General features: G+C 57.1%; 21 protein-coding genes, 1 tRNA gene and 3 pseudogenes. 9 read left to right on the top strand and 16 right to left on the bottom strand.

What is annotated here, in order from left to right; translation table 11 throughout:
* Positions 1-164: 164 nt before the first annotated feature.
* Complete coding sequence (locus CK221_RS27865; RefSeq protein WP_245430758.1) at positions 165-647, bottom strand: iron-sulfur cluster assembly scaffold protein; 483 nt, start codon at positions 645-647, stop codon at positions 165-167.
* A complete protein-coding gene (locus CK221_RS27870; protein ID WP_095780049.1) occupies positions 644-973 on the bottom strand; it encodes an iron-sulfur cluster assembly accessory protein in 330 nt (109 codons plus the stop codon). The genes CK221_RS27865 and CK221_RS27870 overlap by 4 nt, the downstream gene beginning before the upstream one ends.
* Positions 974-1,960: 987 nt before the next feature.
* On the opposite strand from CK221_RS27870, the gene ectB reads away from it, so the two are divergent.
* From ectB to CK221_RS27885, 3 genes are all read left to right on the top strand, one after another.
* A complete protein-coding gene (gene ectB, locus CK221_RS27875) occupies positions 1,961-3,220 on the top strand; it encodes a diaminobutyrate--2-oxoglutarate transaminase (protein WP_095780050.1) in 1,260 nt (419 codons plus the stop codon).
* Positions 3,210-4,052, top strand: coding sequence for a hypothetical protein (locus CK221_RS27880; RefSeq protein ID WP_095780051.1), 843 nt, complete (start codon positions 3,210-3,212; stop codon positions 4,050-4,052). The genes ectB and CK221_RS27880 overlap by 11 nt, the downstream gene beginning before the upstream one ends.
* A gap of 351 nt (positions 4,053-4,403) precedes the next feature.
* Complete coding sequence (locus tag CK221_RS27885) at positions 4,404-5,246, top strand: hypothetical protein (RefSeq protein ID WP_095780052.1); 843 nt, start codon at positions 4,404-4,406, stop codon at positions 5,244-5,246.
* A 388-nt stretch (positions 5,247-5,634) separates the two neighbouring features.
* Here CK221_RS27885 and CK221_RS27890 read toward each other — a convergent pair whose 3' ends face one another.
* The 4 genes and pseudogenes from CK221_RS27890 to CK221_RS30470 all read right to left on the bottom strand — a co-directional run bounded on the left by CK221_RS27890 (position 5,635) and on the right by CK221_RS30470 (position 8,993).
* Positions 5,635-6,363 carry a gamma-glutamyl-gamma-aminobutyrate hydrolase family protein gene (locus CK221_RS27890; RefSeq protein ID WP_210200045.1) on the bottom strand — a complete coding sequence of 243 codons (729 nt, stop codon included), beginning with the start codon at positions 6,361-6,363 and terminating at the stop codon, positions 5,635-5,637.
* 414 nt (positions 6,364-6,777) lie between these two features.
* Positions 6,778-6,942: pseudogene (locus tag CK221_RS30970) on the bottom strand (IS6 family transposase); the annotation flags it as partial.
* Positions 6,943-7,054: 112 nt separating this feature from the next.
* Positions 7,055-8,290 (bottom strand): acetyl-CoA carboxylase biotin carboxylase subunit family protein, encoded by a 1,236-nt coding sequence (locus CK221_RS27895; protein ID WP_095780054.1) that lies wholly within the window; start codon positions 8,288-8,290, stop codon positions 7,055-7,057.
* A 541-nt stretch (positions 8,291-8,831) separates the two neighbouring features.
* Complete coding sequence (locus CK221_RS30470) at positions 8,832-8,993, bottom strand: hypothetical protein (protein WP_179295219.1); 162 nt, start codon at positions 8,991-8,993, stop codon at positions 8,832-8,834.
* A 384-nt stretch (positions 8,994-9,377) separates the two neighbouring features.
* Between CK221_RS30470 and CK221_RS30475 the strand changes: the two genes are divergently transcribed.
* Positions 9,378-10,244, top strand: coding sequence for a hypothetical protein (locus CK221_RS30475; RefSeq protein WP_179295220.1), 867 nt, complete (start codon positions 9,378-9,380; stop codon positions 10,242-10,244).
* A gap of 627 nt (positions 10,245-10,871) precedes the next feature.
* Positions 10,872-11,239: pseudogene (locus CK221_RS31310) on the top strand (ATP-binding protein); the annotation flags it as partial.
* Positions 11,240-12,513: 1,274 nt separating this feature from the next.
* On the opposite strand, the pseudogene CK221_RS27925 reads toward CK221_RS31310, so the two are convergent.
* A pseudogene (locus tag CK221_RS27925) lies at positions 12,514-13,150 on the bottom strand (IS110 family transposase); the annotation flags it as partial.
* Positions 13,151-13,721: 571 nt separating this feature from the next.
* Between CK221_RS27925 and CK221_RS27930 the strand changes: the two are divergent.
* Positions 13,722-14,936, top strand: coding sequence for an acetyl-CoA carboxylase biotin carboxylase subunit family protein (locus CK221_RS27930; protein ID WP_095780056.1), 1,215 nt, complete (start codon positions 13,722-13,724; stop codon positions 14,934-14,936).
* On the opposite strand, the gene CK221_RS27935 is transcribed toward CK221_RS27930, so the two are convergent.
* The 9 genes from CK221_RS27935 to CK221_RS27970 all read right to left on the bottom strand — a co-directional run bounded on the left by CK221_RS27935 (position 14,933) and on the right by CK221_RS27970 (position 19,199).
* A complete protein-coding gene (locus tag CK221_RS27935; RefSeq protein ID WP_245430759.1) occupies positions 14,933-15,310 on the bottom strand; it encodes a MucR family transcriptional regulator in 378 nt (125 codons plus the stop codon). The genes CK221_RS27930 and CK221_RS27935 overlap by 4 nt on opposite strands.
* Positions 15,311-15,779: 469 nt before the next feature.
* Entirely contained in the window at positions 15,780-16,211 is a 432-nt protein-coding gene (locus tag CK221_RS27940; protein ID WP_095780057.1) for a hypothetical protein, read from the bottom strand.
* The gene (locus tag CK221_RS30020; RefSeq protein ID WP_143749112.1) at positions 16,211-16,432 is read right to left on the bottom strand and encodes a hypothetical protein; all 222 of its coding nucleotides are present in this window, start codon (positions 16,430-16,432) and stop codon (positions 16,211-16,213) included. Before CK221_RS30020 ends, CK221_RS27940 begins: the two co-directional genes overlap by 1 nt.
* 14 nt (positions 16,433-16,446) lie before the next feature.
* Positions 16,447-16,929 carry a hypothetical protein gene (locus CK221_RS27945; protein ID WP_143749113.1) on the bottom strand — a complete coding sequence of 161 codons (483 nt, stop codon included), beginning with the start codon at positions 16,927-16,929 and terminating at the stop codon, positions 16,447-16,449.
* A 407-nt stretch (positions 16,930-17,336) separates the two neighbouring features.
* Complete coding sequence (locus tag CK221_RS27950; protein ID WP_095780059.1) at positions 17,337-17,609, bottom strand: hypothetical protein; 273 nt, start codon at positions 17,607-17,609, stop codon at positions 17,337-17,339.
* A gap of 107 nt (positions 17,610-17,716) precedes the next feature.
* The gene (locus tag CK221_RS27955; protein ID WP_095780060.1) at positions 17,717-18,052 is read right to left on the bottom strand and encodes a hypothetical protein; all 336 of its coding nucleotides are present in this window, start codon (positions 18,050-18,052) and stop codon (positions 17,717-17,719) included.
* 211 nt (positions 18,053-18,263) lie between these two features.
* Positions 18,264-18,470, bottom strand: a complete 207-nt coding sequence (locus CK221_RS27960) for a hypothetical protein (protein WP_245430760.1) — start codon at positions 18,468-18,470, stop codon at positions 18,264-18,266.
* Positions 18,471-18,637: 167 nt separating this feature from the next.
* Positions 18,638-18,892 (bottom strand): hypothetical protein, encoded by a 255-nt coding sequence (locus CK221_RS27965; protein WP_095780061.1) that lies wholly within the window; start codon positions 18,890-18,892, stop codon positions 18,638-18,640.
* 233 nt (positions 18,893-19,125) lie between these two features.
* Positions 19,126-19,199 (bottom strand) — tRNA-Gln (locus CK221_RS27970).
* A gap of 277 nt (positions 19,200-19,476) precedes the next feature.
* On the opposite strand from CK221_RS27970, the gene CK221_RS27975 reads away from it, so the two are divergent.
* The 3 genes from CK221_RS27975 to CK221_RS30025 all read left to right on the top strand — a co-directional run bounded on the left by CK221_RS27975 (position 19,477) and on the right by CK221_RS30025 (position 22,681).
* Positions 19,477-20,199, top strand: a complete 723-nt coding sequence (locus CK221_RS27975) for a LuxR family transcriptional regulator (RefSeq protein WP_095780062.1) — start codon at positions 19,477-19,479, stop codon at positions 20,197-20,199.
* A gap of 83 nt (positions 20,200-20,282) precedes the next feature.
* Entirely contained in the window at positions 20,283-20,954 is a 672-nt protein-coding gene (locus tag CK221_RS27980; RefSeq protein WP_095780063.1) for an acyl-homoserine-lactone synthase, read from the top strand.
* Positions 20,955-21,025: 71 nt separating this feature from the next.
* On the top strand, positions 21,026-22,681 hold the full coding sequence (locus tag CK221_RS30025) for a vanadium-dependent haloperoxidase (RefSeq protein ID WP_143749114.1): 1,656 nt from the start codon (positions 21,026-21,028) through the stop codon (positions 22,679-22,681).
* The last annotated feature ends 101 nt before the right edge of the window (positions 22,682-22,782 follow it).

Below are 22,782 nucleotides of genomic sequence, written 5' to 3' on the forward strand. Positions count from 1 at the left end.
GACCCACCGCACGCTTTCCAGCTCGTTCCACCGTCGGGGCCCGATGCGGAATACCCACACGCCCGAACTCCGGGCGGAAGAAGGTTTCAGCGGGTGGAAGCGGTGGGGAAGGGTCTCTGGCTCCTCGAAGCCTATCATGATGAGAAATGGTTCGATCACGTCGCTCATGGCGATGACGCCTTGACGAGGACCACCCGTGAGAATCCTGGCGTCTCGTCGGAAGCCTGCCTCACAGCACGGAAGAACTCGCCCATCAGCCGCAAGCCGCGCTCCAGAATGAGGCGGTCGAGCGATGAGTATGTCGTGTGCGACGGCATAGCGCCGAGAAAATCCGCCATGTCCTCATCGGCGATCTGAAGGACTTCATCGATAGTTTTGCCGACGATGAATTCGGCAAGCGGCGAGGAAGCGGTTATGTCGGAGCCGCGGCCGAAGGTCTGGAACGTTGCGGCGGAGATCGTTTGCGTCTTACGGTCGAAAGCCATCGTCAATTTAAGCCCATCGCCGTAGGCGACGGCGCCGACCTTGCCGGCCGCTTTGGGGATGTCCAAAGCGCCGACATTGTTGGGGTTGATGAAATAGACCTTGTCGCTGGTGAGGCAGACGTTCTCGGTATCATCCCGCACGGCGCCGATCCTTGTCGTCATGGCGCCTTGCGGAAAGACTTGCCGCAGGCGCATTTGTCCCCAGTATTGGGATTGTCAAAGACAAAGCCCGAGGACTCCAGGTTGGTCACGAAGTCAACGGTCATGCCGGCGAGAAGGGGCTGGGAGCTTGCGTCGATGAACACCTTGACCCCGTTCGCCTCGATGAGGGCATCCCCCTCGCGCGAGACGCTTTCCAGACCCATCTGGTATTTGAGGCCGGCGCAGCCCCCCGGCTCGACCATGATGCGAAAGCCTTCCGCCGGTTCGTCTGCGCGGGAAAGCGCGGCCTTGACGGCGGCGACGGCGTTTTCAGTGAGTGTGATCATAGGAATATTCTCGCTGATGCGTTCGCAAGCCACGCTGCACAGAACGTGCCAGATAGGAAATTGGATTAAAAACAACGGGGTTGGCTGATTTGGCCCCGTGTCTCACATCCAACAATTTGTCGGATGTCCGACTGAAGTGAAACCTAGCGTACAAAAAGCGGCATCGGACAGATCGCCAATGTCGTCGCCTGAGCCAGCCTGCGTTTTCGATCATATGAATGTGAACCGGATGGGAACATTTCAGTTGTGCTGCGCTCCAAAGCCCCGCCGTCGTCACCACCGGTTCGGTGGCGAACACCGTGTTCGTCGATGACGCTTCGATCGTGCCTTCTCGAAGCAGGCGCCTTCCGCGTCAACCCGTGATGGCGAAGCACTCCCGTGCTCGGCCCGTGGCCGCAGTGCGGCCGTCGCCTCGCGAGGGCCGACTGAGGTATTGTAAATGGCGTCAAGCCAGGTGGGCCAACGCGCCCCCAAGGGAACGGTCCAATCACCGGCACGGCGACCACGGCTTCGAGTAGAGGGCGCGCCGGTCAGCTCCAATTCTATCGCAAATCGCGCTCTGGCTCCTCCCGCTCCAAAACGAAACTCGAGCGAGCACCGGTCTCGCCGTCACATCGAAGGAGAGACATCGCTATCTGTCACAGCTACTCGTGGGCAAGTATCCGTCACGGCCGACACATAGAAAAATACCCAAAGCATCGCGGTTTCAATCACGCTGGCAAACCGGGGTGGTTATGTCATTGGCCCCGCCAACAACCCCCCCGATAGAGCTGCCGCAAGGCGGGTGCCGACTGTCCGCCATCCCTATCCAAAGCGTTGCAACAGATTCTTCAAACAAGTTTACAGACTCTTTGCGAATGCAAGTCGCCGACCATGCTACTTCAAAGCCGAGATTGGCCGTAGCTAATCGTCCAACTCAACGGTTTGGAATGCGCGAACATAGAACCTGCAACGCTGATCGCAAGCCGCATACAGAGAGGCCCTTTAATGGATATCGAGATTTTTGCAGCTTACGAGTCTAACGTTCGTCGCTATGGACGATCGTTTCCAACCGTCTTTAAAAAGTCACTTGGGGCGACAATCTGGGACGAGTCGGGCAAGCCCTATATTGATTTCCTTGTAGGGTCCGGCGCGCTCAACTACGGTCATAATAACCCGGATATCATGGCGCCGGCAATCGAATATCTCGCCCACCAAAATATTGTCTTGTCGCTTGATATGTATACAGCCGCCAAGCGTGATTTCATCAAAGTTTTTGTTGAGTCGATCCTGAAGCCTCGGGGCCTTTCTTACAAGATACAGTTTCCTGGGCCGACCGGGACAAACGCCAACGAAGCGGCGTTGGCGCTGGCGCGAAAATATACCGGCCGCTCGAGTGTCATGGCCTTCACAAATTCTTACCATGGCATGTCGCTCGGCTCCTTGGCGGTGTCGGGTTCAGCGTCTACCAGACAGCTTGGCGGCGTTGCTCGCCACGATGTAATCCGTGTCCCTTACGAGAACTATCCGAACCAAACTTTCGATTCCGCGAGTTACATCGACCACGTGTTGGGCGACCCAGGCAGCGGGATAGAAAAGCCGGCCGCAATCATCCTGGAGCCCATCCAGGCAGAAGGCGGCATGAACACCGCATCAGCACCATGGCTCTCAGAAATTCAGCGCATCTGCCGTAAGCACGGCGTTGTTTTCATCGTCGACGACATTCAGGCAGGTTCGGGACGAACGGGCGATTTCTTCTCGTTCGAGTTCGCGAAAATCGAGCCCGACATCGTGTGTCTTTCAAAATCGCTAAGCGGTTCAGGCAACCCGTTGTCCATAGTTCTCATTCGCCCCGACCTGGACATATGGAAGCCGGGAGAACATAGCGGGACCTTTAGAGGCAATAATCTCGCCTTCGTGACTTCGGCGGCCATGTGCACAATGTGGTCCGATAGGCAGTTCACTACAGCCGTCGAGCGGACGGCCGTCAAACTGCAAGAACACCTTGATCGCCTCGTTGCGAAGTTCCCTAATTCCATTGAACAGAAGCGCGGCCGCGGTCTGATGGCCGGCCTCAAGTGCCGTTCACAGGCCCTTGTCGGCCGTGTGCACGATGTCGCGTTCGAAAACGGCCTGCTGATCGAATCATCGGGGCCAAATCGCGACGTCATCAAAGTCCTTCCGCCGATAACCATCTCAGATGACGAACTCGATCACGGCATTGCCATCCTCGATCAGGCTCTACAGGAGAAAAGAAATGGCTACTAACCAAGCACGTCAAACGCCGGCCATCTCGCCTCTTACGATCAAGGAACGAACCGGCTCGATCAGCACTGCGGAGATCATCTCGGTCCTGAAAGGTGAGATCACAGCTCTCCATATCAAGCAAGCTTTCAGCAGCGAAATAGCCGACGAGATCACCGCGAATTTTTTTGGCAGTCCTGGTCTTAACGAGCGCAAAGATGGCGTCCCCGGACAATATGTCGGCGCATCCCACTATAGGAAGGATGCAGCCACCTATTTTAGGCAGGCGGAAAATGCACGGCCGCATGTTGAGGCCCTTTTTGGCAATTTAGTTGACCCGGTCCGAGCAGTATTCGAAGCGTTGAAGCGCGAGCTTCACAAACAAGGCATCGAATTGCGGCTGGCGCGCTCAGAACACGGTCAGGCGAACGTTTGTCGGGCTCTCAGTTGGACCGGAAGCGGCGCATTTTCCTTGGACCCCCACGACGACGTCGCTCAAGTGCTACGTGCCGGGAACGATTACGAGCTCTCTGCGGTGGCGCACAATACCGTCGCCGCCCTCAACTTCTACCCCAGCATGTCCGAGGAAGGTGGCAATCTGCGGATCTGGAGCCACAAGCCGACAGTCGACGACCGAGAGTCGCAGGGCGTGGGGACCACGGGCTATCCCTATTCAGAAGTCTATCTAAAGGATGTGCCTTGTCGTGACATCCAGCTCAGGGCCGGGGACATCGCCTTACTTGACGGCGGTTTCGTCCATGGGGTCACCGGCCAATCAGGCAACGAAAAGCGTCGCGTACTGCTGAACTGCTTTTTCGGGTTTGCGCGGCCGGATCTTGTTCTCTGGTGGACCTGACGTTGAACCTTGTAACCGATTTGGTGGACGACCTGCCCTGAATCAAGACAGCCGCATCAATGGAGCCTCTCTATGGTCCGGGTCCTCGTACGGTGCTTTGCAGATATGTCGGCGCCACGATGAAGCTGGGAGCGCGTTGCGTCAATGAAGATGAGAATGCTGGTGGGTTGGAAAGCAGGCGTTGCCCGACTGGAGTTTCAACCCGCCAGCGGCGTGTGCAGAAAATTGCTTTCACCTCTACCCAGCCTGGCACGATTTTTGAAAAGCCCCTCGTGAGGCGGGAGGAGCTGGCGGCCGATATTCATTATGTCGCCGGTGAGATTACCACTGAGCCGAAGAAGGGAAAGCAGCATGTCAGGTCAGGCATCAAGTGCAGAGCGCAGCAGAATTCAGAAGGCGAAGTACGATTTCACGGCAACCTACAATCGCAAGTGGCCGCATGCCTACCTGCGAACATGTTTGTTCCTGGACTATATGCTCCCAGATCGGGCCAAGCCGATTTTCGAAAGGATTTTCGCCGATTATCGACGCGCTCGAAACAAGAGGAAGTTGAAGATAATCGATGTCGGTTGCTCCTATGGAGTCAACGCCGCCTTGCTGCGAACCGATCTCGACCTCGACGATCTGTATGCTGCCTATCTGGATCCCAGCGGGTCGCTGTCGCGCCGACAGGAGATCGAGCATCGCGCCTTTTTTCGCAAACAGGGCCTTGCCGACGAGATCCAGTTCGTCGGCGTGGATCCATCGTTCCGAGCTGTTCGATACGCGCTAAATCTGGGTCTGTTGGAGGCTGGCGTCACGGCTGATGTGGAAACTCGTGACTTGACGGGAGAGGAACGAAGCGCACTCGCGGATGCGGATATCCTCATCAGCACAGGCTGTGTGGGTTACGCAACCGAGGCAACCTTTGCGCGCGTGTATGAGGCGTCGGCGTCGTCACGCCCTTGGGTCGTCGCCTTCGCAATGCATCCATTCAGATACGACGACATCGCGGCGGCCTTTCGGGCTTTTTCGTTGGAAACACGGCTCGTAGAACGCTTCAGACAGCGCCAGCGCCGCTTCTCCACATCGGCGGAGCGGGGGGCGATCCTAAAGGCTATGGCCAAACTCGGCATGGAGGATCATTTAGAGCGCACGACCGGCTACATCTATGCGTCCTGCTACATCTCCGCACCGCCGGGCGAAACGCTCTGAGCCCTGTCGTGGACGAACTTATGTCCAGGAGAAGCGAGTTGGTCGCTGCAGCGCGGCGATCAGGACGAGATTCGGACTCGATCCAGTTCAGCGTCGACAGGGGGCGATGTAACACAGTCGCCATCTCGATCCGCCGCTCGTCCAATCCGCGATCTCGCGCCAGAAGGGGAATCTGAGGCCTCGTGGTGTCACACGGACGTGAAAAAACATGTTCGTTCCTTTGTTTGGGGGTAGCTCGGCACTCCCGAGCAGCCTCCGTTTGCTCTAAGCCTGCAAACACTAAGGGCGAGCCGCCCCTCACCACGTTATAACTTCTAATCGCCCCGGCTTAACCCGGCCGCCGCAGCTGAGAACGGCCATTGAGTTGGCGTACAGGCCACCCCTTTTTTCAGCCTGACGGCCGGCGCTTGTTGAAACAGGCAGCTTCCACGGCCGGCTCGAAAAAGCGCTCCTGGAACTCCATAAACCAAGCATGTTGCGCGGGGTCATGGATGTTCATCAGCCTGTTTTGCTCGGCAGGGGCCTGGGCCCCTGGTCTAACGTATTTTCCCGGGTCTTGCTGCCATCGGCGAAACACGGAGGGACTTGCCTCGGGATGAAATTGGAATGCGAAGGCCTTCTCGCCGTAACGGAATGCTTGGTGCTCAAATAGCTCGCTTTTGGCCAAGAGATCGGCGCCGGCCGGAATCTCAAATTGGTGATAGTGCGCCTCCGCGACATGCAGCCGTTCCGGAAGATAGGCCTTTCCGACCTCGGTTGCGACGATTTCATAGTAGCCGAACTCGCCCGGATCGCCAGGTAGAGGTCCAACCTTCGCGCCCAGGACGGTAGCCATGACTTGGGCGCCAAGGCAGATTCCAAGCAGGGGCACGTTCTGCTTCAGGCATTGCTCGGCCCATTCTTTTTCGTCCCTGAGAAACGGGTAATCGTGATCGTCGAATACGTTAAATTTGCCGCCAAAGATCACGCTGCCGGCGAGCGACCCATCCACATCGTCCAACCGCTCACCCAAGAATGGTCTGATCGTTTGGGGGAGGACGCCATGCGCCCGGAAGAATTCAACGACCCGGTCGTCCTCGGGATCATCTTCATGCCGAACCAATACAACACGAGCCACTATTGTCTCCGTTCAAACGCCAAGAATCCAGCTGACGTGATGGTAGTCCGTCGCAGCCCCCAAACGAGGTCCGTCATGCGGATAGGGTTTATGTGTGATGATGAGCGGACCAAGATCGCGCTCGCCACCACGACCAGGACAAGCAACCGCGCTAACCAGGTCACAGATGTGGTGTTGTCACCTTAAGTTCCCTATGCTTGAGAAGCCCCGGAGGGGCGACTTTAGTTTTCATCCCGGCGCAGACCGAATTCTCAAGCCGTCGAACGCCTGGAGGCGTCGCTTCTGATTTCCTCAAGAACGGTGGCCTGCTGATCCGCCGCGCGCCACAGTCTGAACTGCCTGCCAGCGCATTTTTCTTCGCCCGTATGCCAAATCGCCGCGGCGCGTCCGTCGCAGCAGGTTGCATGCGATCTGGGGTCCGAACTTGGCCGTCCAACGGCGGGCCATGGACGCGTCGATTCCGTGCTCGAGCAGCATTTCGTTAACTTCACGCAGACTCAGGTTGAACCGTAGGTACTGCCAGATCGCGTGAGCAACGATTTTGGGCGGGCACCGATGACTTTGAAGTTGATATGTGATATCTGTACGTTCAATCCGAAACGCAAGCGCATGCCGATTACGTGACAACACCGGCTTACTGCTACAATGCAAATAGCTCCAGTTGCAGATGACTACCGATGCTCGTAGCCGACTATTCGCGATTTGTCGGAAATGGTGTGATCGACCAATCGATTGAGTCGACAGCACGCTGAAGGATCGCCTCGGTCCGAGCAGGGCTGGGTGAAGCGGCGATGACATGTCCGATCCAGTCTCGGTAATCGCCTTTCCTGACGATCGCCGTCTTGGGTTTAAAATAAAACTTCACCTCGGCGACATCTGACAAAGCAGTTGACCGACTGTCGCTAAGGTTCCACTCAAGTATGCCATCGCGATCAGCAACGAGACGCCTCGCCGCGGCAGCCTGGGAATTCTTCCTGCGCAAATTCCATTCCTCCCCGATGGCAAGTTTGACGTGTTCGGTAATGAGGTCAACACCGTAAGCCAACTGAACCAGTTGAGGAATGGGCGTGCCATGAAGCCGTGGATTGACTTCGATGACGACAGGGCCACCTTTCGTCCACCGGAATTCAATGCCCGTCGGCCCCCACCCAAGGCCGAGAGCTCGCAAACAGCTCAGCGAAAGGTCGGTGATACGCTCACGCTCGTCATCATTCAACTGGGCTGGAATGGCGCACTCACGACAGGCGAAATGCGGTGGAGGGCCGTCAGCGGTGCCAATTCCAACGATCTGATCTCCCATTGCGTCTGCCCAATAAAGAGGGCCTTGTGCGAATTCCTCGACGAGTATCCTCGGCGGCGACCGCCAGATGTGTTTCCCGCTCAAGAGATAGGAGGTATGTTCGGCTAACTCATCAAGGTTTCGGCACAATCGGACACCGAGGCTCCCGCTGCCCATGGCCGGTTTAAGAATAACCGGCAGGCGGATCTCCGCGGCAGAGCTTTCCACTTCCGCGGCATTCGCGGCCAAACGATAACCGGGCATGGGAACGCCTGCCTGTGCAAGGAGCTGACGTTGGGTGAATTTATCGCAGCATCGTTCGATGGATTCGGGGTTCGGTCCGGGGAGATGGAAATGACGGCAAAGTTTGCCGATTGTTGCATAAAGTGACTCGTCGTCGCCAACAAATCCAGTAATGCCAGCAATCTCATATCGGGTACTTAGTCCGGTACATTCGCGGATTAGGGCATCGAGATTGTCTGTGTCGACCCGAATTGCCTCAGCCCGTTCCGCCGCAAGGTAGTCGTACTGAGACGGATCCACCGACAGGGTGATTGGATGAAGACCAAGTCGCCGGGCCGCTTTGACGTACAGCAGACCAGTGCCCCTTGAATGGCCTTCAACCAGGACGAGCACTCTTCTTGACATGTGTTCACTCCGACATTGCGTGTGCAGTCCGGGCGTAACAGGACATCGGTATTCTTTGCCGCGCCGAGCGTCCGTTGCGGTGAATATAGCTTCGTCCGCAATTTGTACTCGCAAAGTTTTTGTAAATTTGGATGAAGAATTTGCTTCGCCTGAACAATGAGGAAGTTCGATCTTCAGAGGCCTAGGCCGAGGTCGGGCTGCCTGTAACGGCGCCAACCAGAACGCCGTGGCCAGTAGACCGACCACCAATTTACTGGGGAGCATAGGCTTCTCAGCCAGTTGGTGATGATCCACGTGCTGCAGGCAGAGGATCGCCAGCCACGCCCATGCGATCACGAGTTGGCCATACGATCGTTGTCAATCACATGCCGAGGCCCGCATCGCCGCTAGGACAAGTTGTGGCCGGGGGCCGGGCGCCGCCCGCGACAGGATTGGGCCTTTCATCCCTCCGGCCGTCGTCACTGACCGCCGTATCTCGAACAGGCCACCGATCCTGGCCGGCGCGGTTCTTGCGCGCGCGCAAAGGCGTGTGATCGCCGCCTTACCGACGAATGACGAGGCCGAGAGCGTATTCCTCGACGCGAACAACAATCTCGTCGATCAAGGTGCGAATAATCCGCTTGCTGGTCTCTGGCGTCGCGCCAGAACTGTTCCAGACCCGCTCGACATCAGCTCCGAGTGCAAGCAGGCGTTTTCGTTCCATGGCGGAGCGGCCGTAAGTGTCGCGCTCATCTTCAACGCACCCGCCGCAAGGAGGCGCTCGTTGCAGCGGTGCTCGAGTTGGGCCGCCACAAGGAAATTGTTGGATCTACGACTTCATACCGCCGCCGCGCGAGGGCGGCTTCGTAGCGCGCTTGCTCAAGGGCGAGCTCGATTTGCCGCCGCTTCTCCGCGTTCTCGAGGCGGCGTGCCTCCACGGCGGTGATCGCTGCTTCGACACCGAATGGTTGAAGGCGCTCAATCGCCTCGGCCCTATGGCGCGATCACTCCGCATGCCGGCCAAACGAGATGTATGGCGCTACCATGGTGAGCTGCCGCCGCGACAATGGTAACGCCCCGAACTCCCGTTCTCGCCGCTGTGGGCGACATGGAATTTGCGGCCGCGATGACCACAACGAAGAAGATCGGCAAGCAGGGCTTCTCCGCGGCGCATGGCTCCGCGGCTCATGAAGCTCTGACCATTGGCATTGTCGGCGATCAGGCGCTGATTCCTCAAACTCGGCCCACTCAATATATCCTGGTCAAGGATCAAAGCCTACCAAGCGCTGCGCTCGCGTCGAAAGCCACGGACGACCCTCCTACCTCCAACTGCGATCGTCATGCGGCTTCCGGTGCGCCCGACCGCATAGGCGCCAGCGGAGATTGGGTGCGTAAGCATGTGATGAAGCGTGTTGTAGACGGGAAGCTTCCATGTGACGGTTCGCCCGTCGGGGCCGTATCCGATCGCCGGCAGCGGCAGGCGTTCCTGGCGCATCCAAAGAAGGACCTGCCGTGCGGTTTGGAACTCGGCGAATTTCGCGAAGACGAGCTTGCTTGCTTCTTGGATGCGTCGATCAGGATCCTTCTCGATCGGTCATGCCGCACCTTGAGGAACCCGACGGCGACGGTGAGAAAAAGCTCGCCTCTGCGCGCCTTCTGCTTCAAAGCGTCGAGCGATCGCAGACGAAAGTGTGAGAGTTCCATCTCGCTCGTCGTGCCCTTCATGCCGAGCAGGAGGCGATCGTTCGGACGACGGGGGTCATCGATGCCATCCTCACCGACGATCAGCCTTTCGACCATACCGCAGAACTCGAGGAGCGTGTGCCAATCTCGTCCGTTTGCGGGCGAGCCGAGATGCCTCGATCGAAACCACGGTGCCCATGCGTCGCTCGCAGATTGCAGCCAGCAGCTTCTCGAAGCCTGGCCGTGCGATCCCGAGCCGGAGCGGCCGACATCATCATCGATTACATTTTGACGACGCTCCATCCGAGAGCACGAGCACAATCGGCGAGCGCATATTGACATCGATCGCTTGCATGAGTGTTTTGGACCTGATCGGTCGTCGACTGGCGCAAATAAAGACGCGCTCCGAGCTGAGTGCTCAGACGTAATCTTGGTCATTGCCGTCATCCTCGCCGATCCGGTCTCCGTTCTCCTCTCGTGTCCCCTGACCTCGGCTTCGACGAGGAGAAGCTGGAGCCGCGGCGTAAGCGTCCTCCTCACCCCGAGCAGAAGCTCCGTCGGCAACGTGGTTGGTTCGAATAAATCCTCGGCTGCGTCTCTGCTCCTTCATCTGCGGCTCCTCGATGAGAGAGAGAATCCTCTCTGAGCCAGGTTACGTGCGCACTGACCAAAGCGTGGAGTTCGTTGAGCTTCTCAAGCGGAAGCTTCGGATGCTGGACAAGTCGCATGACAATCCAGCCGCGGTTGGCCATCGAAGCCAAGGTGCGATCCGTTGGCGGATAAAATGATCGGCGCCAGCATGCCGTCGGACTCCGATCACCATGATGAAATCTCCCGCGCGTGAATGAAGCGATATCTGGTCCGAACCTCATGCGCCGGACACCCTGCCCTATGAACCTGCTTCGACCGGCACCGGCTAAGCCACTTGGCGATCGTGCTCGCCGTCAAACTCGTCAAGGCCGCAAAGAGCGTCTACTTCTCAACGCTCGCCGACATCATCGCCTCGCTCGTCAAGCCCGAACGGGAGGGACAATTGCGCGAGCGTATCCGCTATCTGTGTCGCGCATCCCTGCTCGTGTCGACGAGATCGGCTATCTGCCGGTCGTGCCCGGCGGCGGCAATCTGTTCTTCCAGCTCATCAATGCCCGTTACGAGAAGGGTGCCATGATCCTCACCTCCAATCGCGGCTTTGCAGAATGGGGCGAAGTTTTTGGTGATCCCGTTGTCGCAGCCGCCCTGCTCGACAGGCTTCTTCATCATGCCGTCGCCCAGATCGAAGGATCCAGCTAACGGTTGCGCCAGCATGTTGATCTTGTTCCCGAGCATGTGCGCTCCAAAGCGCTCATCAATGCCGAAAAAGCGTGGCCGCCCAGCAGGACTTAACCGACAGATCCTGACGTCGGCTGATCACCGATCCCTTCACCCGCATGCAGGGAAAATTGGATGCCCATATCTGCAGCTTCTTTAGCCTGGCGTCCGTCGTTGGCGCCGACCAGACAGCCTGAGGTCTTTGGCCAGCGCCGTGATGCCCGTTGCCAACACAGGTGACGGCCTTGTATTCGCGGCATCATGCGCGGCGATCTTTCTCTCGGTCTCACCGGCACGGATGAGTGCCTGGTTCCAACGCGGTTCAGTTCCGCCGCGACCAGCCGATTATCGGCATCGGTCGCGTCATCTTGCCGTAAGGCCCGGTCAGCGGCGTAGCGGGCAGCCTCAAGGTCGCGACTGAGGGCCCGGACTCTGGTTACGAAGATCGGCAGCTTTCGCCTCAGCTTCGGCAGCGGCAGCAATCGCTCCGGCTCCACGACACGCAGGAGCGCTCCCTCAATCGCATCATCGACGACAGTCAGCCGAAGGCGATGCATCGCGGCTCACCATTGTCGAGCAGACGCCCGCCAGTAGGAACAGTACGGTATCTTCTGCTTGGTGCCGCACCGTGAGCTTGCGACCGCAGCGCAGGCAGCGGACAAGCCCGGCGAGCAGAGCGTCGCCGTGCTAGGGCGCCCGGTGATTCCGGCTCGTGGGCACGTTGTCGCTCACATCTTGCGGGTCGCCTCTTCCCTTTCCAAACTGACATAGCCTTCATGGGTGCCCCGGATCAGCGCCAGCCATTCCTCGCGTCGTACGTCGGATACCTGCTCGAACGGCGGATCGGCTAAATTCGAGCACCAGGGTAATGGATACCTGTACACGCCGATCAGGATCCTTTCTCAACGATCGCCGACCTTCGCGAAGCCGACAGGAGCTGCCAAGACGAGTTCGCCGCGCCGGGCCTTCTCGTAGCGTGCCGAAAGGGCGCGCTGCCGCAGAAGATCGAGCTCATATTCGTTGCGGCTCCCCTTCAGCCTAATAGCAGCCGATCGTTGCCTTGCCGCGGCGCATAATCCGTGTCCTGGTCGACCAGAAGGGTGTCGACGACGCGGCACATCTCTATGAGCTGCCGCCAGTCGCGGCTATTGCGGGGAAACCGAGACACTTCTCGCGCCGCAACCGCACCGACCTTGCCGAGGCCTCCGCGACCACCTGGTCGAAACCGGCACGCGCGACGCCGCCCGCGGCAGGAGGCGTCGGCTCAGCTCGTTCCAGCGATGCCAGGCAGGCAGGCGATCCATCTGGCTACTTATGTGCACGTTCCGCAACTGCTCGATCAGCGGAAGAAGTGCGGACCGCGCAAACGGCGGGATGAGATGGTGATCATCGTCTTCGATCAACGCGATCAGCATTCGGATGCGGGCAATCCCTTGTCGCGTTACAATGCCGAACTCCGCCAAGTGGCCGCGCAAGGCATTCACCAGCATTGTCCGCTGCCGGATCAAAAGCTCCCGGATCCGATGTAGCATCAGTACACTCTGTTGCTCCTCGCTGTCACCAGAACGAAGCGCAGCATCGGTCGCGTCACCGCCTCCCAATTCGCCACGGCATCGGTCGTGTCATTCTTCTGCCGCTTCACGTATGGCTTGACGGAAGACGCCGGCATCAGCCGTACCGCGTGACCCAGCGCACTACGAAGCCGAGCCAAGTGGTGTCCAGTCACGCAAGCCTCGACTCCGATCCGGCAGGCGGCAATGCCTTGAAGAATCCAACGACATCGTCGCGGCGCAGCTTGCGGCGGCTCACTATCGCGCCGGGACCATTGATCCCGCGAACCTGAAAGACATGCTCGCCGATATTCAGGCCGATTGTAGTAATCTTCTTCATGGACGGCTCTCCTCATGTGACTTTCGACAGCCACACTTTGTCACATTGCGATGCTGGGCGCGGAGGCCGTCCACCACTAAGGTCAAGCCCTGTTCGCCTCCTGCTTCTTGCCTGCGTTGCCGAGCGTCTACCCGAAGCAGTCGGCCAGATCGCCATCGATGGCGAACCTCACGCCGCGGCAGCGATCGCGGGCGTGGACAGGCGGCGCGCACCTCCCCCTGAAACCCGAGTTAACTTGATTACACCGCCTTGAGGCGTCGCCGGAGAAGACGAAGGTGACGTTGCGCATTATTTCGCTCGTTCGTCAGTCGCGAGTATGCGAAATGAACCGTTAGTTCCAAATGACCATCATCCTTGAACATTTCAAACGCGGCAAAGTTGAGACCCTCCGCGCCGCGTCCAGGCATCAAAATTGGTGCAACAGATCTTTAAACTAAATTCACAAAATCTTTTCGGCTCTAGGCCGCGATTAATAGTAGGGTCACCGCGGAGGCTGTGCGCAGGTTAGAGATAAGGCCTAATGCCCACCTACGCCCATATCCGCACAGCCCGAACTTAGGAGTCAACTGCCTTGGCAAGAAGAGCGCTCATCCTGATTGAAGGTTCACATTATAATGGTCCGTTATACGTCCAAGCGGCCCGGCGCCTTGGCGTTCATCCAATTACTCTCTCTGCTGATCCAGCTCAGTACAACTATCTTTCGGCTGAGAATGCGGAGGCAGTCCGGGTTGATACAGACAATGTCGATGCGCTGATCCGAGAATGTTCCCGGGTACGTGCGACATATGATATTGCTGGCATCACGAGTGCCCGCGAGGCGGCCTGTGCGACAGCTGGCAAGCTCTGCCGGCATTTTGATCTACCGGGGCCAAATCCCGAATCCATCGAACAATGCTGCAACAAATTCGTTCAACGTCAGCTCCTCGCGCGCGCTGGCGTTCCAGTACCTACTTACCACTCGGCGACAGATGGTAGGGAGATTGAAAGCTACGCCGCGGAGATCGGGTTGCCAGTGATTCTGAAGCCAGCGGCAGGCATCGGTAGCATGGGGGTCCGATTGTGCCGTAACGTCGACGAATTGGCCGAACATACGACCTTTTTATTAGGCGGGAAGCACATATGGCGAACTTCCCCGATGATCTTGGTCGAAGAATTCGTACAAGGCCCTCACTACATCGCTGAGATGATGGGAAATGAGGTAATTGCGATTGCTGAAGCGGAGTTTGGCTCTCCACCGCATTTCGTCTTTAGTGAATACAGCTTTCCGGCCCCCCTAAGACCTGACGAGTATAAAAGTATCGCCGATGTCTCCCTTAGCTGTTTGCGAGCTCTCGACCTTGGCTGGGGCCCAACGTGTATTGAGCTCCGGTGGTCGCATCGTGGCCCAGTCGTCATTGAAGTCAATCCGCGTATGGGGGCTGGAGATTCTCAACTGATTCAGCTGGCTTACGGCGTTGATCTCATAACCGAGCACCTCAAGCTTGTCATCGGCGAAGAATGTGACTCGCGCAAAAGGCATTCGCAGACCGTGGCCATGCGGTGCTTAATTCCTGATCGCGATGGCATCCTCAATTGGAATGACGACGGCAGCCGGGCGGCTGCCGTGCCAGGCGTGGTCGACGTCAATCTTGTTGTTCAACATAATACGCCGATCGTGAGGAAAGGCGATTACCGAGATCATCTGGGATCTGTCGTCGCGCTTTCGCCCAGCCTTCCTCAGGCCAAGGCGATCGTTCGGCGTGCCGCCGACTTAATTGGTTGGTCAATCACACCATTCCCGACCTAATAGCAACAAACAGCGATCAAGCTGCGTTGGTGGTAACGCAACTTCCTCTCGGCGCAACCTATCTTGGCGCGATAGGCATCCGGCGTCAGACCGAATTCGGTGCTAAGATGGCGTTTCAGGGATTTGAATTTCTTGCCGTCTTCGAGGCAGATAATGAAGTCCGGTGTCACGGACCTCTTCGGGTTGACCGCGGGAGTTTGCGGTTCAACGACAGGCGGGATCGGCGTGCCAAGTCCGGACAGCGAAGCATGAACCGATGCTATCACGTCCGGCAAGCCAGACACCGGCAATGGATTGTTGCTGACATATGCTGAGACAATGTCGGCTGTTAACTCAGCGAGTTCGGCAGGGCGGGTGTCGGATTCGATGGTCATTGATGGTCCTTTTGTCTGATTTATCCCCTCTCTATTGCTTGATGATCAACGACGCAACCGCCCTCCTAAGCCCTGGTCTATCGAACTGCAGTGGAGCGGGCGCAGGATTCATACGGACTTCGGACAACCCTCTGATAATATTTCAGAAGTATTCGCGACCGTAGAATGAAAGAGGTTCGCGGAGCGAAGTTGCCTACCCAGCATCCGGTTTGGCTGGGGTTCCTGGAAGCTTTTCGAACTTTTTGGGTCGCGCCGCACGCCGAATTGCGGCCGCTTATGGACACAGTAGGAGACTAGATTCGGTTTTTCGATAGCTTTGAAGGAACCCGTTGCGAAGGCCTGACTTGCTGAACGGTACCAATGCCGCTGGGCACGTTCCGTGTTGCCGTTGCATCGTGATGGGCCGCGGGCCTAGAACAACAAGGAACTGCTTGCGTTAGGCGTTAGCACCGGGGTCGGGACCGAAGGCTCATCCCGTTCTCCTTAAAAAAGGGCGGTGAGACAATCGATTTCTGTTGGATTCGATCGGCTCGTATTCCCGACCGCCAAGTTCGAGCCCGCGCTTTGTAAGGACGATGCTGAAGCGCTTGAACAGTCCGAAGAATTCTTCAAACGACAACTCAACCTCCACCTCACGAAGGCGCAGCTTTTCCTGCCGAGTAAGGCTGCCCTTGAAGGCGTCAAAACCGGCTGCCGGCGCAACAAGCGCGCGAATGGTAGGAGGGTTGGAAGGACCGCCGTGATTTTCACCAACCCAAATCTCGACGCCTACCACGAAGTCGTCCTTAGACAATACCCCTTTGTCGAGAAGGAAATTGTGGAAGGACTGGTCGTGACCGTCATCGGCCGCCGCTGTCCCCTCAAAGTCCCCATATTGGACACTAGCCTTTAGCTTTACCATCAATTCCTCCACGTTTGCTTCAGTTCGTCATCAAACCACATTTCTGTGTCGTAGTCTGGTCCCACGGCGGAGCGAAAGTTGAGATAGCCTGAATATCGGTTTGCAGAGAGCCACGCCATGAACGTCGAGAAGGATGGGTGTTCCCGTTCTTTCTCGGGAAGCGTGTTCGCCCATTGCGTAGCCAAATAGCGAATTGCTTTTTCCGATTCCGCCTTTTTCATCGCTGGCCGCTCCTTCAGGAAGCCGGTTTTGGCTTGGCAGTCTTCGTCGCCGGATGCTGTGCATCGAGCAGCGTTTTCGCCTGAGACATCCCAATCTGCAGCTGCTGGCGCGCACTGGCGTTGTTGGTGAGATCTGTCACCTGTTCGAAGCCGCTGCCTGGATTGGTGACGATCGCAAGTTGCGCATTTACTTGGGTCGGGTTGTCACCGAGGAACGTCATAGATATTCGGGAATTCGGCACGACGTTCCATTGCGACCCGAATACCAACTGTGCGCCGAAATTGTCTTTGGCGGGCCCGTCCATAACCAGTTGGAGATCGCTGTCGCGCACAATTTGGAAACCTCGCCCGAGGTAGGCCGACACAACTGCTTCTTTTGTCGCTTGCTTGCCGGCGTTGAAAGTAAAATTGTTTGGCGGCACTGGTCCCGTAGGCGCGGTCTGGCATCCCGCAATCAAGACGATTGCGGCAAGCGCAGAAACTGTTCTGAAGCTCATGATATCCCCCTTACCCATCGCCATGTTGCGGGTGAGCGATGCAGGACGTCAATTGGCTTGACGCGAGGGGAAATATGTTCCTATTTCGTTCTTATGCCGGAACCACATTAGCCAAAGACAAAAATCTGTCCGCTGTCAGCGCTCAATGGGACGCGGAGCTTGGTGCGTGTCACCTGTCGGTACTGCAAGAGAACGCCCAGACGACCTGATTCAGATTTTCGGGGATGTCGACTTTGACTCGCTATTGCGCCAGTTGCGCTGTGAGGCTGGCGACCACGGGCAGCTAGATGTGAAGGGCTTCGTTCCAAGCGGGAGTGAAGCCGCAGGACTGCGAATCCGGCGGCTGGTCTCGCTCAAAATCCGCCCCGTGCCTGTGTGGCGGGAGGACTAGTTCAAGATGTGCTGACCTATGCCGACTTGGTACCCGGATACTTTTTGGTTCCCGAGATCTTCGTCTCGCACCAAGGGCAATGGTTGATCGTGACGCCGCTTTCTCTTGCAAAATAACCGTCGCTAGTGACTGGCATCATATAAAAGGAGTTTGATCCCTTGCTGGCGAAATTGCTGACGAAGATGAACTTCTCTTCGTCTACGGCGCCCCTTAGGAGATCGCAGCAACTAGGCGCCACGTCCCATTCAAAATTCCCGCCGATGTGATCTTTGTTCTGATCGAATTCCATTCGGTTAGCCACCAATGATTCCCTCCCATTTGCCCCCGCCAAACTGGCATGTCATATCCGATGCTACAAGCCTCGAGCGCTCGGCCAGCCGCTTGTGTCGACGGGCATTAGGAATTCAAACTCGTCGAGCTGCGCTCAAAGTCGCCATTGAAGTCTTGGACGGACCCGTCTTTGCCGACCATAACAATCTGACGGCCTCCGTCAGGGTCGAGTGCCCACCAATACCCTTCGTGGACTGTTTCTAGGCCGACCGCACTCGTCTGCGGCCAGGCGCTGGTATCAACATGCTGAAGCAATTCGAACTCGACTAGATCAAATGGGTCGGAATCTCCAATGCGATTGGCCATTTGGCCAAATGGATAAGAGCCTACGTCGATGATCTCTGGCCGGTCGTCATCCTGCCGAATGCTGGTTGCCCACCAATAGCCGTTCTGCGTCTGCATGACTCTCTCCAATGCTCTTTAGGGGCCGCAGCGCCAATTGCGGCCGCAAGCCGGATTTGTTGTTGGGAGTTATGTCGGGCAGTCGTGCTGCTTCTTGCTTCTCTTCGACGTACGCTCGTCGGTTATCACGCGGCTTATTCAAAGGCTGCCAAGGGCCGCTTCTCTCAAGGCAGGCATCAGCATCGCCCAACTGCCGCAGGTGTGCAAGTGGCTACGTCGGCTTGTCCACCAGTGGCGCCTTACGCGTCGGCGGCTTGTAGGCCGTCACCAGCCTGAGCGTGTCCATGTTGACCGTTACCGGCACGCCTAAGTTGACCGTCACCCATTCGCCGTCGACATGAGTGACGTCGCCGACGAGCTCGATCGGTTGGCCTTCTTGACCTTCGAAGTCCCGTGACGATCGAGCGGGGAAAGCCATAGGAGGGGATTGAGACGCTAATGCGGTTTTCAGTAACGCGCCTGCGCACGGTCGCGGTGATGGTTACCTCGTCGCCGATGTTGATGCCCCTGGCCATGCCATGACTCTGGGGCAAGCAGGTGCTTCGTCAAGCGGTCGCTAAGATGGAGTTTGGTTCTAGCCCGGACTTACGCAAGATCAGGCGCCTCGCCATATTTCCCCTTCAATTTTGCAATCGCATGAACGTCCCCGCTTTGCCATGTGATCTTGCGCGTGTGATCCACACTCGAATAGATGGAAGACAGGTAATCCCGGACTTTCACGGTCTGAACGGCATCATCTGGCCGCGGACGTTCAGTGAGATTGAAGTCCGTCTTCTCAGTTCCGGTCACCCAGCCCTTTGGCGTGAGGTGATATTCGGTCCATTCGTTGCTCGCTGACATTTCAGGCTCCCCGCAGTGACGCCTTTTGCTACCTGACGACGATCGCCTATGACAATGAAATTCCCGGATGCCGCGTCTCTGAAGTGAGGCGGCACCGTTTTCCATTGTTGCTATCGCGATTTCGCGCCCCATTACCAATCAATACAAATCAACGGCTTATGTTGCCAAGCTCTACAAGGCCGGTAGCAATATGATTTTTGGCGGCTCTGGCTTCTAAGTGTTTGATTTTATTGTGGCCGGGGAACGTGGATTCGAACCAGGACCAACCGAGTCAGAGCCAGTGGGTCCACCGTTGACCTATTCCCCAGCAGGCGCCGCCAGGCTCTCAGATAAAGCTCTTGAAGCCCATGCAACCGTGGCTTCACGCCATGCCGAGATCATGGCCCGTACATCGCTGCGCAGGCGGTATATCGGCATTAAAAAGCGCTGACCTGCATAGCTTGAGTGCGAAACGTCTTACTTTTGATACACGACCGCTCGAAATATCGCCCCTTGGCAAAACCGTGTTCTTTATCCCCTCATTTGCAGTATTCGGAGCTGCTGAAATAAGCTATAAATCGAGCGGGTGAGATGGGGTCCCTGCGATGATCGACTCCGATGTATTCGACTTTGTCGAACGCTGCAGAAAGCACAAGGCAACGGGAGCGCTTTTGGGCGATCTCCTCGAAACGGTAAACAATCTCGGCTTCGAGCATCTCATCTTGAGTGGCGTCCCTTTGGGCGGGCAGAAGCTCGCCGCTATGGTGGAGCTGAACGGTTGGCCCAAAGGCTGGTTCGAGCGCTACCTCGAAGCAGAGCACGCCGCGGTGGATGGCGTCTGCATCTACTCGGCGAAGACCCTGAAGCCCTTCCTTTGGTCGGAAGTTCCCGCCAAGTGGTCCGGGACGGATGCCTCGCGGCGCGTAGCCGGTGAAGCGACGGAGTTCGGCATCTGGAGTGGCTTTGCCGTGCCGATGTTAAGCGTTCATCACTGGCAATCGGTGCTGTCATTCGCCTCTTCTACGAAATCCTGTAAGCTGTCTGCGCGCCAGCAGGTGCAATTGGTCACTATGGCTGTGTATGCCGGCATGGCGATCCAGGCTCTTTCGAGTGACGATGATGACGATGAGGGTCCGCTGACCGAGCGCGAAAAAGAAGTCCTGTTGTGGGCCGCGGCCGGCAAGACGTCGTCGGAGACGTCGCAGATCCTCGGCCTGACGGAGCGCACCGTCAAATGGCACGCGACGCGGGCCCGCGAGGCTTTCGGCGTGGCCACCACCACCCAAGCCGTCGTCGAGGCGGTGCGCCGGCGCCTGATCCACCCGTAATTGCGTCAACTGTCCGATCGGACAGGTGACGTACATTAGACACGCTGCAACTATTCCCCAAAGAACGATCGGGGGATCGCGCGATGATTACGGCTCATGTCGTCAATGCGCAGAACAAGCATCTCTACGAAAACGAATTCGACGAGTTTCTGCGCCGTCGGCACGACTTCTTCGTGCATCAGAAACACTGGCGCCCTCCGAGCCCGGACGGTCGCGAACTGGACCAGTTCGATACCGACGCGGCGACCTATCTGCTCGGTATCGAAGAGGGTCGCGTCGTGACTTCGGCTCGATTGATCCCAACGAGCGAGCCGCACATGGTCTCGGAGGTCTTTCCTCACATGTGCGAGAAGTCGGGTGTGCCGAGACGTCCTGACTGGGCCGAATGGACGCGCACCTTCGTCGTTCCCGACAAGCGCTCCGGCTTGCGGGGCACGCTGACGCAGCTCTGCTGCGCGGTCATGGAATACGCGCTCGACGAGGGTCTCAGCGCGGTCGGCGGCGTCCAGGAAACCTACTTCATGCCCCACCACGGCGCACTGAAATGGCACGCCGAGCCGATGGGGATGGCACGGGAAGAAAACGGCGAGTGGTACATCGTCGCCTATATCGAGGTAAATGAGGCGGCGCTGGCGAGCGTGCGGAAGATACTGGGGATCGAGCATTCACTGCTGGTGAGGCGCGGAGTGCAGCCTCCGTTCATCTGCAGCAATAGATCGGTACTTGATGCTGAATTGGAAGCGAGTCAGATTTAAATTATATCTCCGTAGCACTACCATGCTGAGTAGTGATGGGAATAAATGAGAAAGCGGGAGGAGGAAAACCTATGGCTAACCTAAACCGCCGTGAGGCGATATTGTTGGGTGTATCTTCAACTGCTGCAGCTGCGACGTCGTCTCAGGCGACGGCCCAATCACCAAATGATGACGTTGAACCAGGCGAGTTATTAGAAGCAGAAGCGAACGTGTTCGCTGCGGACAACCGAAATGCCGTCGAATACTGGAACGATGTAGCCCTTGAACTGAATGCAAACGACCATACTATTGAGGTCGGTCAAGCCCGTGCACCAGGACCGGTCGCTTCGGCAAGAGCTCTGGGGTTGATCCACGTTGTCCTTGCGGATGCTGTGGCTCACGCATACCCCGATCCTCTCTACAAGCCGTTTCTATACACCGCCGATCTTAAGGAGAAATCGTCATCGCCAGCAGCGTTCGTGGGAGGCGCGTGTGCCGCGATTATATCTCATATCTACCAGGGAGCCGAACACGAGACGTTCATAAGGATGAAGAGGTCCGAGTTCCTCAGGCGAGTGGGTCTTGAGAACAGCGATTCATGGCACGATGGCCAGAAATTCGGAAGCGATCCTGTTTTCAAAGAGAAGTGGAACTGGACTGATATATGGGCGCGAATAAACAACAAAAAGTACGAATACAAGCCTGGTCCTGGACAACATATTGTCGATCCATTTAATCCTGACCAAGGTTACTATGGCCACAGCTGGGGTATCGAGCCGAAGCCGTTGGCCCTCACGTCGGATGAAGTAACTAAGAAGATTGCCCAAGGAGGCTGCGCTCCTGCTGATCCTCCTCAGATCGGAAGTCCGGATTATGACAGAGATGCAGAAGACGTTCGGCTCGTCGGGGAAATGAGGGGTGGGATTGAAAACCCGCGAAGAACGCGAGAACAGATTATTCCCGGCCTATTTTGGGCATATGATGGCGCGCTGTTCATCGGAACACCGCCGCGGCTCTATAATCAATTCGTTCGTGAAATAGCACGGCGGGATAAGTTAGGACCACGTAGACTTTCCAGACTTCTTGCCCTGTGCAATTTGGCGATGTCGGATGCGGGAAATGTGGCTTGGCATGCGAAATATTTGCACAAAGTATGGCGTCCCGTCAGAGGTTTGAATCCTGGTCTACCGAAGCAACCCAAGAAAGAGGATATCAAGTGGGTGCCACATGGATCGCCTAGAACAAATCGGTCTGACTTTGCCTTCAACACGCCATTTGCTGGCGGTGCGGAACTTCAAAGCTCCGTGTCGGTACCTGCCGCTCAAGAGTCCGCACAAAGCTTGTTGGGTGGCCCCAGAAAAACTGCCGAACCGGTTCCTGACCAGCGCTATAAAGAAGCGGCGTTCACGCCAAACTTTCCAGCCTATCCATCTGGGCACGCTACCTTTGGAACAGCATGTCTAGTAATGCTGCGCAAAGTGAGAGGTGAGAGATTGGCTGATCCAGAATGGGTTGGAGTCGATCGGTTTGTGTCCAATGAACTTGATGGAGTTGCTGTGGACAACATTAGGCCGGAGATCCGTGGGCGTCGCACTGACGAGTTCCGTGATATCGAGAAGGCTATTGACGACAACAATCGCAGCAGGGTTTTGCTTGGGGTCCACTGGCAGTTCGATGCCGAGGGAGGCAAACAGGCTGGCCAGAAAGTGGCCGAAATCATTTATGGACGAGCCTATAGGAAAGCATGATCGCGGCCGAGACAGGAGCGACGTAACCCCTAGGACCAATCGACATTCAGGATTCAAAATCGCGTTGATGCATGATTCATAGGCTTCCAGATTCGATCTGG

Source organism: Mesorhizobium sp. WSM3868 (assembly GCF_002294785.1).
Lineage (GTDB): Bacteria > Pseudomonadota > Alphaproteobacteria > Rhizobiales > Rhizobiaceae > Mesorhizobium.